The sequence below is a fragment of the uncultured Marinobacter sp. genome (assembly GCF_947259545.1).
GTDB lineage: Bacteria > Pseudomonadota > Gammaproteobacteria > Pseudomonadales > Oleiphilaceae > Marinobacter.
Genome location: NZ_CAMYMK010000008.1, coordinates 202,925 through 217,308, shown reverse-complemented (window position 1 = coordinate 217,308; position 14,384 = coordinate 202,925). Strand labels below are relative to the sequence as shown.

Genomic DNA, 14,384 nt, shown 5'->3' with positions numbered 1-14,384 from the left:
CTCAAGGTTGTGCGGATTACTTCAGTGCCTGAAGGATCTGGTCGCGAATTGCATCCAGGCTACCAACACCTTCCACGCGCACGTATTTGGGTGCGGCACTGGCGTCCTTCTCGGCCCAGTCCTGATAATAGCCAATCAGCGGAGCTGTCTGCTCATGGTAGATGGACAGGCGCTTACGTACGGTCTCTTCCTTGTCGTCCTCACGCTGAACCAGCGGCTCGCCGGTCTCGTCGTCCTTGCCTTCCTGCTTGGGCGGATCGTATTTGACGTGGTAAATACGGCCGCTGCCTTCGTGTACTCGGCGACCGGACAGACGGCTGACGATTTCCTCGTCATCCACGGCAATCTCAACCACGTAATCAATGTCGATACCCTGGTCTTTCAATGCCTCGGCCTGAGGAATTGTGCGGGGGAAGCCGTCGAGCAGGAAGCCATTCTTGCAGTCCGGCTGCTGGATACGTTCTTCAATCAGCGCAATGATGATATCGTCAGACACCAGACCACCGGTCGCCATCACTTCCTTGACCTGCTTACCCAGCTCGGACTCGGCCTTGACCGCTGCCCGCAACATATCGCCGGTGGAAATCTGGGGGATGTCAAAACGCTCGGTAATGAACTGGGCCTGGGTCCCCTTCCCCGCGCCCGGCGCGCCTAACATGATAATTCGCATAACGCTGTGCTCCCATAATATTTAGTCATTATCGTTTGAAAAGCTATGGCAAAAACGTGTGCCTTTGCGAAAGCCTCTCGAGCAGGAACAGGTGCAAGCCGGAGCCGGCGAAGGAGCATTATACGAAGTCAGCCGCCTTAGAGAAAGTCGACCTCCGTATCATGCACCATTTGGGGACACAGGATACCCGGAACTGCCAAGGGGATCAGGTTGACAGGGACACCGCCAGTGCGTCCAGTTCCCCGGCTACGTCGTCAATGCTGGCGTTGATGGCTTCGACGGCGTCCTCACCCAATCCCAGCGCGCCGGCCAGCGCCGTGAGGTCATCCGGGTTGAATTCGTCACCGATACCACGCTCTTTCAGCAGTCCATTGGCCAGTTGCACCATCAGCACGTAGTTTTCATTCTCACCATGGTATCCGGCTTGCTGATGCATTCCGGCCGCCTTGATCACCGGATCCGGCAATTGCCACAAACGATGCAGGATACCGCCAATAGCACCATGGCCGACCGTCAGGACATCCTGACCACTGCTCGCTCCGAATACCTGCTGTTCCAGGGAATGCATACTGGCTTCAGGATTCGCTTCCCGAAGCGTATTCAATTCGTCAAACTCACTGGGGAAAAGGTGCCCTACCAACAACAGTCCAAAGTTGTGCAAAAGGCCGCACAGATACGCCAGGCTCTTGTCTTCATTGCAGTAGGAGGCAATACGCTGGCACAGAAACGCACAATAGAGGGAATGACGCCAGAAGCTATCCATTCCCAGCATTCCCTGACGGGGCACATCAAAGGCCCGGACCGACGCAATGCCCAGAGCAATGTGCGCCACTCTGTCGAATCCGAGGACCCGGGTCACAGCATCCTGCACCGAATTGATCTGTCCCGGATAATTGAACAGTGCCGATCGGGCATAACGCATGATCTGGGCCGTCAGGCTGGGATCAAACTCGATGAGCTCCGCCAGCTCCCTGGCCGTGGCCTCAGTATTGCCGGTCAATTTCAGGATCTTCAGGGCAAGCGCAGGCATCGGCGGAAGGCGATAGAGCTTTTGCAACTTGTCCGCGACTTCTTCAAGGGTCAGGGCGTCCCGCTCAGCCGTCGCCTGACCACGGATCACCAGATGCCCACCACGGGAGCCAGCCAGCGCCAGGCGCAATGCCCGCCCATCCAGTTCAATAAGGGTATGGTCGCTGCCACTGGTCATCAGGGCGCGGGGATACTCCAGTACATCCTCATCAACCAGTACCGGTATATCATAGGCTCCGCCGATCGGGGGCTGAAAACCGGGATCACAGTCGGCAAACAAACGGTCGCTCTGGCGAGCCGTCAGAGGCTGAAGCCGACGCCCTGTCAACTGCTGTACCGCATCCATATCGAGAGCACTGTTAAAGCCGTGCACTGCCATGACCACACCGTTGATGTCGATCAGCAGAGTGGCACGGATGAACTGATCCTGGGGCTGACCCGATGCAATCACCGCTGAATCCAGGTTCACGACCTGATCAATTGGCTGCTCTGTATAAGGAATGCCCTTACGGGCGAGAAAATTTTGCAGTCGCGCAGCTACAGCCACGGCGTTACTCCTGTTGTCCGTATTGGCCGGCACACAGCCAGCCACACATCATCGGGTCTGATCAGCCGGTATTACGCATACCGGCGGCAATACCCGCCATGGTTACCTTCAAGGCTCTGCCGACCATTTCCGGCACGTCGTCCTTGCCCTCATTTTCACGATCCCGCTTGAGCAGTTCAGCCTGGAGGTAATGCAGGGGATCAGTATACGGGTTCCGCACTCGCATGGAATGGGCAAACACCGGCTCACCCTCCAGCAGGGTCTCCTGCCCTTTCAGCTCCAGCAGCCGCTCAATACAGCCTTTCAGCCGTTCACGAAGGCTTTCCCCCAGCCTTTTTAGACTGTCATCTTCAATCAGGGTCTGCTCGTAATAACTGGCGATTCGCAGGTCAGATTTGGCCAACACCATTTCCAGCATGTCCACGTAGGTACGGAAGAATGGCCACCCCTGCATCATCTCTCGCAGTACCGGCAGCCGGTCATTTCTGGCTGCATCCTCAAGGGCCACGTCGCTACCGAGCCAACTCGGCAACATCAACCGCATTTGAGTCCAGGCGAAGATCCACGGGATTGCCCGCAGACTCTCCACGCCACCGGTCGCCTTGCGACGCGCCGGGCGGCTTCCCAATGCCAGCTTGCCCAGCGCCTGTTCCGGAGTAACCTGACGGAAGTAAGGTACAAAATCAGGGTCTTCCCTCACCACCTCCCGATAGGCCTTGAGGGACCGCTCAGTCAGCCAGTCCATGGTTTCACGCCATTGCGGCTCCGGTTCGGGCGGTGGGGCCAGCGTCGCTTCAATGACGGCGGTGGTGTAAAGCGTGAGGCTCTGCTCCGCGAGACGCGGCAAGCCGAATTTGAAACGGATCATCTCGCCCTGCTCGGTGATCCGGAAACTGCCATTCACCGATCCTGGAGGCTGGGACAGGATGGCCCGGTTGGCCGGACCACCACCTCGTCCGACAGTACCACCGCGACCATGAAACAGCGTCAGGTGAACCCCGTAGACGGCAGCAACCGCCGTGAGCTTTTCCTGAGCCTGATACTGTGCCCAGGCAGCCATCAACTGGCCAGCGTCCTTGGAGGAGTCGGAGTAACCAATCATCACCTCCTGGCGCCCGCCGCAATAGTCCCGGTACCAATCCACTTCGTACAGGGCCGCCATGCTCTGCGGTGCACCGGTCAAATCATCCAGTGTCTCGAACAGCGGGACTACCCGCATCGGGAAGGTCATACCCGATTCACGCAGCAACAGAATCACACTGAGTACGTCGGAGGGTTTGCTGGCCATGGAAATGACATAGGATCCCAGAGCTTCAGGCGTCTGCTGCGCAATCACCTCGCAGGTGGCAAGCACCTCCTTCACCTCTTCGGAGGGCTCCCAATGCCTTGGCACCAGGGGACGACGCCCCTGGAGTTCTTTTAACAGGAACTGCTGGCGCTGATCCTCATTCCAGGACAGATAATCTCCCAGCTCAAGGTAATCCACCATTTCTGCCACTGCCTGGGCATGCCGGGATGCTTCCTGACGGATATCCAGGCGGATCAACGTGAGGCCAAACGTGTGAGAACGCCGGATGGTATCCAGTAGAGGGCCATCGGCAATACCCTCAAGACCACAGTCCACCAACGAGCGGTAACATATCTCCAGCGGTTCGATGAAGTCCCGGTTTTCAAACAGAATATCCGTGGCGTCACCGGCCTCTCCATTAACGCAGGCCTCTGCCCAGTCACGGGTCTTGATCAGCCGGTCCCGCAGTCCTGCCAACACGTGACGGTATGGTTCGCGGCTATCGCCAGCCAGTGCCCTCAGTTCATCATTGGCCTGCCACATGGACAGCTCGGCACGCAGCGCCTGGATATCACGCAGGTAAAGATCGGCAGCCATCCAGCGTCCCAGCAGAAACACCTCCCGGGTGACCTGATGGGTGACGTTAGGGTTGCCGTCCCGGTCCCCGCCCATCCAGGAAGCAATGCGAATGGGAGCCGCATCCAGGGGCAAGCCCTGACCAGTCACTTCTGATAACGACAGATCAAGACTTCTGAGGAACTTTGGCAATGCCTGCCAGAGGCTGTTCTCGATAACGGCGAACCCCCACTTGGCCTCATCTACCGCGGTCGGTCGCTCGTGTCGGATCTCATCGGTGTGCCAGGCTTCCGATATTAGCTGGGCCAGTCGGTCGACGATCTCGTCCCGTTCGGTCGGTAACAGGTCGTCATGGTCCAGCCTGGACAGACAGTCAGACATTTCATCGTATTTCATGATCAGTGTGCGGCGGGCCACCTCGGTGGGGTGCGCCGTCATCACGAACTCGATACTCAGATCCGCTACCCGCCGGTGCAGCTCGTCGGTACTGATTCCTGACGACGTGAGACGCTCAAACACCTGTTGCAGGGACTCCACCATCAGGTCCGATTCATGCCCGCGTTTGCGACGAATACCATGATACTGTTCCGCCAGGTTGGCCAGGTTCAGAAACTGGTTGAACGCCCGGGTGACGGGCAGCAGTTCCTCATCTTCGAGCTTTCCCAACAGGCTGACGAGACGCTGCCCGGAACCAGTTTCATGGCGGCGATCCGCTTTGGCGGCGGCACGGATCTCCTCAATCAGCTCGTAACAGTCCTGCCCCGGGTGACGCCGGATGCTTTGGCCCAGCAATTCACCGAGCATGCGAACGTTTTCTCGAAGGTCGGGATGTAACTCAGTCACATTGACGTCCTTTTAAATTGACGAAGGCGAAGTAAACTAACGATACTAATAACGATTAAAGCCCGTAGTCGCAAGGAGAATTCATGAAAGTCACTGATCTGCCAAAGCACTGGGAACAAAAGAAAGAAGACGTCGAACGGACCCACGACTACAACCTGCGACTGCCGCTGGAAGATGCTGCACGAGTCGCTGCCCTGGCGGAGCTCTATCCGGACCGGTCGGAAAGCGACATACTCAATGACATGATCGGAGCTGCGCTGGACGATCTGGTCAGGCAGAGTCCGCTCAAGGATAAACTCGAGGGGAAAGAAAAATAGCGCAGAAGGCGTCGGTTCGGGGTGGCGCTACCACCCCGACGGGAGAAGCCAGAGTTCAGTGAAGCGGCCTGGTCAGGCAACAGACTCCAGCTGACGGGCTTTCAGGCGCTGAATGTGCTTCTGGCTGAGACTGACGAAGCGCGGGGTCATCCCCTGATCCTCGTAGATCTCAAAGCCGTCCTCATCGTATGCCACCACTTTGGTTCCCTCTACATACGGGAAGCTGGTTTCCAGCTCATCAAGAGCAGCGGAAATCAGATCACGCATCAGATCCTGAGGTGACTTCATCGGATAAAGTGCGGCAAGCTTTTCCAGTCGCTTATGATGCTGGTCAGACAACTCCATAAAATAGGCATCCCGGGTCAGACGTCCGCGTGCATGCTTATCCCAGTAATTGACCAGATCTTTTATTTTCATGTGCCTTCACTCCTGCATCTTCTCTGCGGCCTACGGCGCACTGATAAAGTGCATCCGTTTCAGGAAGTGTAGACGAAGGAAGCGCTTGCAGGGACAAGAAATTGGTAACGGATTGTACCTACCTGATCCCTCCGAACCCTTTGTTTTCAGTGTTTTTCCACGCCTTTGACCTGCTGCCAGATGGCGTCCAGGGCTTCCAGGGATTCGTCGTCCAGATTACGGCCTTCGCCTTCCAGGCGCCGCTCAATGGCACGGAAACGTGCATCGAACTTGTGATTGGTTCGATTCAGCGCCTGCTCAGGATTTACTTTCATGAACCGTGCCAGGTTCACGCAGACAAACAGCAGGTCTCCCAGTTCATCCTCGACCGCATCCCGGGCCCCGGCCCCGTTTTCGGCAGCGTGCCAGGCTTCCTTGAGCTCATCGATTTCCTCGTGAAGCTTGTCAAAGACCGGCTCAATATCCGGCCAGTCGAAGCCATGATTGGCCGCCCGTTTCTGCAGCTTCTCTGCACGAGCCATGGCCGGCAGGGTCCGGGCAATACCGTCCAGCCGACTGCTGTCGCGGGCCTCGGCCCTGGGCTTCAGTGCGCGCTCTTCAGCCTTGATTCGTTCCCAGCTCGCCTTGATTTCAGCCTCATCAGGCCGATTTTCGGGGTCCACACGACTCTCTAGGGTGCCCTCGGGAAAAACATGGGGATGGCGCCGAACCAGCTTGCGCACCAGATTGTCCACCACCGAATCAAAATCAAAGTGCCCCTGCTCCCCGCCCATCTGGGTGTAGAAAATCACCTGAAACAGCAGGTCCCCCAACTCGTCTTCAAGATGGGGATAATCGGCCCGCTCTATGGCATCCGCCACTTCGTAGGCTTCTTCCAGGGTGTGAGGAACGATGCTTTTAAAGGTCTGCTTGATGTCCCAGGGACAGCCGGTCTCGGGATCCCGCAGCCGGGCCATCAGGGTTTTCAGGTCCTCAATGGAGTAACTCATCCTCGCTTACGCCTCACGTCAATAATGTTGGGCAGGTTGCGTATCTGGGCCAGCAGCTTTGCCAGCTGTTCAAGACTGGAAATCTCGACCGTGACGGTCATAGTTGCGGTGTTCTCGTCCTTGTTGCTAAGTGTGTTCAGGGACAACACGTCGCTCTTGGAAGACGACAACACCTGAGTGATATCCCGCAACAGTCCCGAGCGATCATAGGCCTGGATTTCAATATCCACGGGATAGACCGCAGCGGGCTGACCACCCCAGCTCACCTCAATGATCCGGTTCGGCTCCACATCCCGAAGGTTCAGGAAGGTTATGCAGTCCTGCCGGTGCACCGTCACTCCGCGACCGACCGTTATATAACCTCCGATATCATCCCCCGGTAACGGCTTGCAGCATTTTGCCACCTGGGTTTTGAGCTTGCCCACACCAAGAATCCGGATATCGGATTCGGTATCGTAGGGGCGGCGGCGCTGACCACTGAGCTTAAGATCCAGTTGTTGGGACCTGGGTTCCAGCATCTGCTGGGCGACATTGGCCACGTGGGTGGGGCGCAGGTCTCCAGCGCCAACCGCGGCGAACATATCCTCGGCATCGTGGTAATTGACCTTTCGCGCCAGGTCCCCGAGATCAACGTCATAGAGGGACAGCCGACGGAACTCGTCTTCCAGAATGGCTCGCCCGTCCAGAACATTACGACCGCGATCCTGTTCCTTGAACCAGTGAGTCACTTTTGCCCGGGCCCGGGATGTCTGGATATACCCCAGACTCGGATTCAGCCAGTCACGGCTTGGTGCCGGGTTGTTGGAGGTCAGGATAAACACCTGATCCCCAGTTTTCAGGGGATAGGTCAGAGGCACAATCCGACTGTTGACCCGGGCCCCACGGCAGGCGTGGCCGATCTCTGTGTGAACCCGGTAGGCAAAGTCCACCGCTGTGGCTCCCTGGGGCAGGTCCACTACATGCCCTTCGGGTGTAAACACATACACCCGGTCGGACGCCACATCACTTTTGAGATGATCAGCAAGCCCCGACAGGTCACCCAGTTCCTCCTGCCACTCCAGGACCTGACGCAACCAGTTGATCTTGGCATCGTAACCGGTGGAGCGGTTGCTCTTATCCGTACCCTTGTAGAGCCAGTGAGCGCACACGCCCAGCTCCGCCTCCTCGTGCATCTTGTGGGTACGGATCTGCACTTCCATAACCTTACCCTCAGGGCCGATTACGGCGGTATGCAGGGACTGGTAACCATTTTCCTTGGGGTTGGCGATGTAGTCATCAAACTCATTGGGTATATGGCGCCACAAGGTGTGCACAATACCCAGTGCGGCGTAGCAGTCCCGCACTTCAGGCACCAGCACACGCACCGCCCGGATATCATAGACCTGGGAAAAATCGATGCCCTTGCGCCGCATCTTCCGCCAGATGCTGTAGATATGCTTGGCTCGCCCCGACAGTTCTCCCTCGATGCCGAAGTTTTTGAGTTCGGTTTTCAGGGTATCGATCACCCGACGGATGTAACGCTCCCGGTCGAGGCGCTTCTCGTCCAGCAGCTTGGCAATTTTCTTGTAGGCCGAGGCATGGAGGTAGCGGAAAGACAGGTCTTCCAGTTCCCACTTGATATGCCCGATACCCAGCCGATGGGCTAACGGCGCGTAGATGTCAAACACCTCGCGGGCCACACGCATACGCTTTTCTTCGGAGGCGTTCTTGACTGCCCGGATGGCACAGGTCCGTTCCGCCAGCTTGATCAGCGCCACGCGAACATCGTCGATCATGGTCACCAGCATCTTGCGGACGTTATCGAGCTGGCCTTCACTCTGGCCCAGCACATTGCCCTTCAGCGGATGATGGATCGAGGAGATGGCAGCCATCTGCTGCACACCATTGATCAGCCCGGCCACCTCATCGCCAAACTCTTTGCGAATCTCCTCGAGGGGCACTCTCTCCTCGCGCACCGCACGGTAAAGTATCGCAGCCACCAGGCTGGCCTGGTCGAGGTGAAGTTCCGCCAGCACCTGCGCCATTTCAATGCCGGTGCGGAAACTGCTGGCCCCCTCGGCCCAAAGGCGGTCCTCGCGAAAAGCCTGCAGATCGATCTCTGCCGCTTTCTCACAGGCACGGCGAAACTGGTCCACATTCTCCAGGCGGGTCTGGGATTCGATCTGGCGCACCCAGCGCCCGATATCGACCTGCCCATCGCCGGTGATTGCGTAATCTTCGCGAACTTTTACCATATCGGCTTTGTTATTCCCGGTTATTCACCCGGCCATCCCTGACCGGCTGGTTAATCTCTCAATGATCGTCACGCTCAAACAATGCAATGGACTCCACATGGGTCGTATGCGGGAACATGTCCATCACACCCGCCTTCACCAGGCGGTAGCCATTGCGCACCATAACGCCCGCGTCCCTGGCCAACGTAGCGGGGTTGCAGGAAACGTACACAATGCGCCCGGCCCCAAACGCTGTCAGATATTCACACACTTCCTGGGCGCCCGACCGGGGCGGATCAATCAGGATCTTGTCGAACCCTTCAGCCGCCCACGGCTGCGATGTGAGATCCGCCTGCAAATCGGCACCGTGGAACATGACATTGCTGAGGCCGTTGAGTTCCGCATTTTCCCGACCACGGACCACCATGGCGTCATCGCCTTCAACGCCCACGACCTGCCCGGCCTTACGTGCCAGCGGCAAAGTAAAGTTGCCAAGGCCACAGAACAGGTCTAGTACCCGCTCATCTGGCTGGACATCCAGCCATTCCACGGCCCTGTGTACCATGGTGCCATTGATGCCTGCATTGACCTGGGTAAAGTCCATGGGATGAAACTTCATGGTCAGGCCAAATTCGTCAAGACGATAACTCAGGCGCTCCTCGCCCTCCTCCGGCCAGATACGATGCACGGTATCTGGCCCCTTGGGCTGCAGGTAAATATGCAAATCATGGGCCTGCCCGAAAGCGATTAACGATGCCCGATCCGAATCACTGAGTGTATCCATGTTGCGGAAGACCATAACCGCGACATCGTCACCGCAGGCAATTTCCACCTGGGGAATACGGTTAAAGGCATCCAGCTTGTACAGCATGTCTCGCAGCGGAGTTATGCGCTCACCAATCCGTGGATCCATAACCACACAGCGATCAATGTCAGTGAGGAAGCTGTTGCGCTTCTCCCGAAAGCCCACCAGCACGGAATCCCTGGCCTGGACATGCCGGACGCCAAGGCGTGCCTTGCGACGGTAGCCCAGCGTTTCCGGCGACAGCATCGGCGCCACCCATTCTTCGGGTTCGATGCCCCCGAAATGGGCAAAATGTTCCCGGAGCGTGTCTTCCTTGAACTGGATCTGGGCATCGGAGCCCATGTGCTGGAGGCTACAGCCACCGCACAGGTCCGCATACTCACAGGGAGGTGTCACCCGCGTGGGAGCGGCCTCCAGCACTTCGAGCGTTCGCAGCTCATCAAACTTGCTACGGGAACCCACGACTTTCGCCATCACGGTCTCGCCGGGCAAGGCGCCATCTACGAACTGAGTCTTGCCGTCCTGACGGGCAATGCCCCGGCCATCATGACTCAGGGTTTCAACTGCACAACGGACAGGCTCTTTCGGAAGCGCCTTCCTGCGTCTTCTGCTCATACTGAATTCTCTTGCTGCGGTTCAGGCGCCGGGAAAGACGCCAGTAGACAGGTAACGGTCGCCACGGTCACAGATAATGGCCACGATCACGGCGTTTTCAACCTGCTTCGACAGTTGCAGGGCTGCGGCAATGGAGCCACCGGAAGAAACGCCACAGAAAATACCTTCCTCGCTGGCCAGGGCCCGCATGGTGTCTTCCGCTTCCTGCTGGCCGATGTCCAGCACCTGGTCGACACGGGTGGCCTCGTAGATTTTCGGAAGATAGGCTTCCGGCCAGCGCCGGATACCGGGTATGGATGCCCCCTCCTTCGGCTGAAGTCCAATGATACGGATATCCGGGTTGCGCTCTTTCAGGTACCTGGACACGCCCATGATCGTACCGGTGGTCCCCATGGAACTGACAAAGTGGGTCACCCGTCCACCAGTCTGCTCCCAGATTTCGGGACCTGTGGTGCGATAATGGGCCAGCGGGTTGTCGGTATTGCTGAACTGGTCCAGAACCTTGCCTTTACCCTCTGCTTCCATTTGCAGAGCCAGGTCACGGGCAGTTTCCATGCCCTCTTCTTTCGACACCGTGACAATTTCCGCACCATAGGCCCTCATGGACGCCCGACGCTCTTCGCTCATATTCTCCGGCATGATCAGTACCATGCGGTACCCCTTGATGGATGCGGCCATGGCCAGGGCTATACCGGTATTGCCGCTGGTAGCCTCGATCAGCGTATCCCCCGGATGGATCTCGCCCCTGCGTTCCGCTTCCTGAATCATGCTCACGGCCGGGCGATCCTTGACCGATCCGGCCGGGTTATTGCCCTCGAGCTTGGCGAGAATCACATTGCTGGTCTCGCCTGGCAGGCGCTGCAAACGCACCAGCGGTGTATGCCCGACATAGTCTTCTATGGTGGGAAAATTCATATGGGAACCTTTCTCAAATCTGCCGTCTCCCGGCATGCCAGATAACCAAGCTGACAATAGCCTGTGGTACACTTTCGGATTCGCATGATACGCGTTATAGCCGTCGTCTCCCAATACAGCTTCTCGCTATATCCATGACCGGTGGCTATATCCGGGACAAAGCCGGGCGGGTAACACGGCACCGGGATTCCGGATCATCTATTCTGACAGGGAAGTAAAGCCAGACTGTCTGGCTGGCAACGATAACATCAGGAACACGATATGCGGCGTTGGGGCATTCGCAAGAAAGTACTGGTGGTGACGCTGGTCCCCACCCTTCTGACCACGATTCTACTCGGGCTGTTCTTTACCTACAGCTGGGTCAACAATATTGAAAGTCTGCTGCAGGACCGCGGCCAGTCCCTGTCGCGACAACTGGCGGCAGGGTCCGAATATGGCCTGTTTACCGCCAACCGAAGTCTGCTGAACAGCCTCTCCAACGCCCTCCTGGAAGAACAGGACGTGCGTTCCATCACCTTTTTCAATAGCGAGCGCGAGCGACTGCTGCACACCGGGCCCGGAAGCGCCGATGCCATTGCCCCGGATGACCTCACCGCAGAGGCCCCCTGGCGCATTTTCCGCGATGACAGCACCCTGTTTGTCACCCCCGTTTTCCTTCAGGACCTGATGATCGAGAGCATGCTGGATCAGGGTTCCGGTCAACCCGTCAGCGGTGTGCAAGAGCCCCTGGGCTGGGCTGCTGTTGAGATGTCCCATATCCGTACGGAAAAGGAAACCTACAAAGCCCTGCTGATCTCACTGATCTTGGTGCTCGGTGGCGTCATTCTCAGCCTTATCATCGCCATGCGCCTCAGTCGCGCCTTTACCGATCCGGTCTTCGAACTGAACGAGGCGGTGGCCAGGCTCAAGGAAGGCAAGCTGGATACCCGCGTACACACCGCCGCAGGTCCGGAATTCGAACAGCTGGAATCCGGTCTCAACGCCATGGCGGAAGAGCTCAGCAAGGCGCAGGCAGAAATGCAGCAAAATGTCGATCAGGCCACCGAGGATCTGCGGGAAACCCTGGAAACCATCGAGATCCAGAACATCGAGCTGGATCTGGCTCGTAAGGAAGCGCTGGAGGCCAGCCGGATCAAATCCGAATTTCTCGCCAACATGTCCCACGAGATACGCACACCGCTGAACGGCATCATTGGCTTCACCGAGCTATTGATGAAGAGTCCTCTGCCCCGCCAGCAACGGGACCACCTCAGCACCATCCGGAAATCCTCGGAAATTCTGCTGACCATCATCAACGACATCCTGGATTTCTCGAAGATCGAAGCTGGCAAACTGATCCTCGACCGGGTTCCATTCCAGCTCCGGGACATCGTTGAAGATGTCATGGTAATGCTGGCTCCTGCTGCCCACGGCAAAAACCTCGACCTGGTGCCACTGGTCTACAATGACGTGCCCGACAACATCATGGGGGATCCTTTGCGGGTCAAGCAGGTGATTACCAACCTGGTCAACAACGCCATCAAGTTTACACAGACCGGTGAAGTGGTACTCCGTGCCAGCCTCGAAGACGAGGACCAGGAAAACAACAGGGTGACCCTGCGCATCAGCATCACCGATTCCGGGGTTGGCCTTTCCCGGGCGCAGCAACAATCCCTGTTCAACGCCTTCAATCAGGCGGATGCCTCTACCGCTCGCCAGTATGGTGGGACCGGACTCGGCCTGGCCATATCCAAACGACTGGTAGAAGAAATGGGGGGCAAGATCGGCCTGCAAAGCGAGCTGGGCAAGGGGTCGACATTCTGGTTCACACTGACCTCTGAGCTGTCCGGTTCCGGCGAGGCCTGCGCCCCCCAGGACACCCTCCGCGGAGAGCGCGTCATTTACCTGGAGCACCAGAAGACCACCGGCCTTGCGGTGGAGCATATGCTGAAAGAGTGGGGCATGACAGTGGATGTGGTCTCCTCCCCCGGCGCCATGCAGGAACAGGTTGAGGAAGCCCAGAGGAGCCAGGCCGGCTATGCCCTCGCCATTATAGGTATCACCCGGCACCTGCTGAACTCCAGCCAGTATTGCGCCCTGGCACGCAACCTGGAACTGGAACGCGACTGTCGCACACTGCTGCTGACGCCAACTCTCGACACACACGATACCCCGCTGTCAGGACTGACCAGCGGGCACCTTACCAAGCCTGTGTGCCGCAATGCCCTGTATGACGAACTGCTGTTACTGGTGCATGGCATAAACGACAGGCAACAACCGCTGCAAGAGCACCAGGCCATCCCTGTGTGGCAACCGACAGGTGCCGTACCGAGGGTGCTGGCAGTAGACGACAATGACGCCAACCTGAAACTGGTCATGACCTTGCTGAACGACTGTCAGGTCAACGCGGAAGGTGCCTCCAGCGGCTTTGAAGCTATCAGCAAGGCTCGCAACAATCCCTTTGACCTGGTCTTTATGGACCTGCAGATGCCAGGCATGGATGGTGTCGAGACGACCGCACGATTGCGCGCCATGGACAACAAGACCCATCGCACCCCGGTGATTGCGCTCACGGCCCACGCCCTCGCTGATGAGCAGGATCGACTGGCTCGTCAGGGATTCGACGGTTATCTTGCCAAACCGATCAGTAGCGGGCAGCTGGTTGAAACGATTCGCGAATACACCGGCTATACCTGCGAGATCTCACCGCAACCCCATCGCATCCAGGTTCCTGAGATCCGGGATACCAGCAAGGCCCTGAGGCCATCAACCCGCAAGCTTCAACAGCAGTGCGTCAGCGTCGAAGAGAGCATTCAGCTGGCGGCCGGCAAGGCGGACCTCGCCGAGGAATTGTTCAGCATGCTTCTGGAACAGCTGTCGTCCGATGCCGACAAGGTTGATAACTTCTGGAAAGAAGGCGACCTCGACTCGCTTCTGGACTGCGTCCATAAGCTGCACGGGGCAACCCGCTACTGCGGCGTGCCGGAATTGAGAGTGGCGACAAACCAGTTCGAGACTGCACTCAAGTGCTCGTCATCAGACATGGCCTATCATAAAGACCAGTTACTGGCGGCGATCGAGAGGCTGCAGGCTTGGGGCGACCAGACCGACTGGCAGGCGCAGTTCCGCCAGCAATCAGAAGCGGGCGCCACCGGGTCCGGGAACACCCTGGGCTAAGGAC

At 57.8% G+C, this 14,384-nt stretch carries 10 protein-coding genes; 2 read left to right on the top strand and 8 right to left on the bottom strand.

The features are described from left to right. Positions 1–16: 16 nt before the first annotated feature. From adk to ppc, 3 genes are all read right to left on the bottom strand, one after another. Positions 17–670, bottom strand: a complete 654-nt coding sequence (gene adk / locus Q0Y21_RS12675) for an adenylate kinase (protein WP_297796000.1) — start codon at positions 668–670, stop codon at positions 17–19. A 205-nt stretch (positions 671–875) separates the two neighbouring features. Further along, complete coding sequence (locus tag Q0Y21_RS12670) at positions 876–2,246, bottom strand: HDOD domain-containing protein (RefSeq protein WP_297795998.1); 1,371 nt, start codon at positions 2,244–2,246, stop codon at positions 876–878. Positions 2,247–2,307: 61 nt separating this feature from the next. Continuing rightward, positions 2,308–4,953 (bottom strand): phosphoenolpyruvate carboxylase, encoded by a 2,646-nt coding sequence (gene ppc / locus Q0Y21_RS12665; protein WP_297795995.1) that lies wholly within the window; start codon positions 4,951–4,953, stop codon positions 2,308–2,310. A gap of 83 nt (positions 4,954–5,036) precedes the next feature. Between ppc and Q0Y21_RS12660 the strand changes: the two genes are divergently transcribed. After that, positions 5,037–5,270, top strand: a complete 234-nt coding sequence (locus Q0Y21_RS12660; protein WP_297795993.1) for a hypothetical protein — start codon at positions 5,037–5,039, stop codon at positions 5,268–5,270. 72 nt (positions 5,271–5,342) lie between these two features. On the opposite strand, the gene Q0Y21_RS12655 is transcribed toward Q0Y21_RS12660, so the two are convergent. The 5 genes from Q0Y21_RS12655 to cysM all read right to left on the bottom strand — a co-directional run bounded on the left by Q0Y21_RS12655 (position 5,343) and on the right by cysM (position 11,224). Then, on the bottom strand, positions 5,343–5,687 hold the full coding sequence (locus Q0Y21_RS12655) for a pilin assembly protein (RefSeq protein WP_297795991.1): 345 nt from the start codon (positions 5,685–5,687) through the stop codon (positions 5,343–5,345). 146 nt (positions 5,688–5,833) lie between these two features. Beyond that, the gene (gene mazG, locus Q0Y21_RS12650; protein WP_297795988.1) at positions 5,834–6,676 is read right to left on the bottom strand and encodes a nucleoside triphosphate pyrophosphohydrolase; all 843 of its coding nucleotides are present in this window, start codon (positions 6,674–6,676) and stop codon (positions 5,834–5,836) included. Beyond that, positions 6,673–8,910, bottom strand: coding sequence for a GTP diphosphokinase (gene relA / locus Q0Y21_RS12645; protein ID WP_297795985.1), 2,238 nt, complete (start codon positions 8,908–8,910; stop codon positions 6,673–6,675). Before relA ends, mazG begins: the two co-directional genes overlap by 4 nt. A gap of 58 nt (positions 8,911–8,968) precedes the next feature. Continuing rightward, positions 8,969–10,309, bottom strand: coding sequence for a 23S rRNA (uracil(1939)-C(5))-methyltransferase RlmD (rlmD, locus tag Q0Y21_RS12640; RefSeq protein WP_297795982.1), 1,341 nt, complete (start codon positions 10,307–10,309; stop codon positions 8,969–8,971). Positions 10,310–10,330: 21 nt separating this feature from the next. After that, entirely contained in the window at positions 10,331–11,224 is an 894-nt protein-coding gene (gene cysM / locus Q0Y21_RS12635; protein ID WP_297795980.1) for a cysteine synthase CysM, read from the bottom strand. A 261-nt stretch (positions 11,225–11,485) separates the two neighbouring features. Between cysM and Q0Y21_RS12630 the strand changes: the two genes are divergently transcribed. After that, entirely contained in the window at positions 11,486–14,380 is a 2,895-nt protein-coding gene (locus Q0Y21_RS12630) for an ATP-binding protein (protein ID WP_297795977.1), read from the top strand. Positions 14,381–14,384: the final 4 nt, after the last annotated feature.